Origin of the sequence: Pseudomonas sp. K5002, assembly GCF_013386655.1 — a bacterium.
In the GTDB taxonomy this organism is placed as follows: Bacteria; Pseudomonadota; Gammaproteobacteria; order Pseudomonadales; family Pseudomonadaceae; genus Aquipseudomonas.
Map to the genome: position 1 here is coordinate 1 of NZ_JACARK010001498.1, position 1,834 is coordinate 1,834.

Consider the following 1,834-nt stretch of genomic DNA (forward strand, 5'->3'; position numbering starts at 1 on the left):
CGACAGGCTCAGGGCCAGAACCGGCAGCACCAGGAACGGCAACTGGCGCCGCAGCAACTGATCCGGGTCGAGGATCGACACCGCCGGCAACCAGTCCATATGCGGCATGGAAAACAGCAGCACCAGGCCGATGGCCAACAGAAAGCCCGGCGTGGCCTTGAGGAAAATCAGCAACGACAGGCTCCAGCGGTCGAGGTGGCTGTCGCGGCGCAGCGCCAGGTACACGCCGAGGCCCAGCGCCGCCGGCACCACCACGGCGATCACCCCGGCGAGCAACGCCAGGGTGTAGCCGAAACGCCCCCACAGGATGCTGCCGACCGGCGCGTTGGAATCCAGTGACACCCCGAGGTCGCCACTCAGGGCCGAGCCGAGCCAGCGCAGATATTGCCGCAGGATCGGCTGGTCCAGCCCCAGTTGATGTTGCAGGGTGAGGATGCTTTCCAGTGGCGCGTCGGGGCCGAGGATCACCCGGGCCGGGTCCGATGGCAGCGCCTGGGTGGCGATAAACACCACCAGGCTGATCACCCACGCGGTGAGCAGGCCGTAGCCCAGGCGGCCGATAAACCACGATAACCAGGCCGGCGTTCGCAGGGGTTTAGACATGGTTCAACCACAGCTCGTCAAAGCGCCAGGAGGCGAAGGTGGTCTGTTCCGGCGCAAGGCCGCCGACCCGTACCGAGGCGGCGTCCAGCACATCGTTGAAACCCCAGATCAGCAGGCCACCGCGTTCGTGTTGAATCTGCTGGGCCTCGTGCACCAGGCCTTTGCGCAATTGCACATCCGGCTGGGCCAGGGCCTGGCGATACAGCGCATCGAAACGCTGGTCATGGAAGTTGCTGCGGTTGTAGATCGCCAAGGGCGCGTCGTTGTGCAACGCCGACGCGAGAAACCCACGGGCCGGGGTCGAACCCGGTGAGAGTTGCCACTGCTCGCGCTGCGGGCCGTTGAATACCGCGCCGTCGACCTGGGTCACGCGGACCTCCACGCCAGCCTTCTTCGCCTGTTGGGCAAACACCAAAGCGGCATTCACGCCGGAGCCTGACGGGGTCGTCAGCTCCACCCGCAGATCGGTCTGCCCGGCCTGGCGCAGCAGCGAGCGCGCTTGCTCAAGGTCATGGGGTCGCTGCGCAATGTCGTGGTTGTAGGTGGGGTCGTGGGGCGAGTACAGGTCATTGGCGATGCGCCCGAAACCGTTGAGGCCCCGGTCCACCAACTCTTGCCGATCAACCAGCAAGCGAAACGCCTGGCGCACCCGTACGTCGTCAAACGGCGGCTTGGCCAGGTTCAGGTTGAAGCCGGTAAACGAGGTGCTGGGCGACACGCACAGCGACAGGCGCGAGTCGGCCTTGAGCAGCGCGCTGTGCTCGGCCTGCACGCCGCTGGCGACATCGATCTGCCCGGCACGCAATGCGGCCACCCGCGAGACCTGGTCCTTGAATTCGATGATTTCCAGTTCGTCGGCATAAGGCTGGCCGGGTTTGTAGTAATTCTCGAACCGGCTGTAGAGCGAGCGCTGGCCGGGCACGAAGCGCTTGAGTTTGTAGGGGCCGGCACCCACCGGATTGGTGATGGGGTCGTAGTCGGTGGGCACGATGCCGCCGAAGCTGATCAGGGTTTCATCCAGCGGGAAAAAGCTCTGGCCCTTCTTGAAACGGATTTCGATGGTGCGTTCATCCAGCTTGCGCAGCGCATTGCGGTCGATGGCGCCCACCAGTCCGGCAAACGGCGAGGCAAGTTTCGGATCGGTGAGGCGCAGCAGCGAGAACAGCATGTCGTCGGCGCCGATGGTCTTGCCGTGGTGGAACTCCAGGCCCGGCTTGATGCGGATGGTCCA

2 protein-coding genes are annotated in these 1,834 nt (G+C 65.0%); both read right to left on the minus strand.

Annotated features, from left to right (window positions below):
• Nucleotides 1–603: ABC transporter permease (locus HX846_RS37490; protein ID WP_178967498.1), on the minus strand; the 603-nt coding region annotated here is incomplete at its 3' end.
• The coding region (locus tag HX846_RS37495; RefSeq protein WP_178967499.1) for an ABC transporter substrate-binding protein at nt 596–1,834 on the minus strand (1,239 nt) is incomplete at its 5' end. The genes HX846_RS37495 and HX846_RS37490, both read right to left, overlap by 8 nt.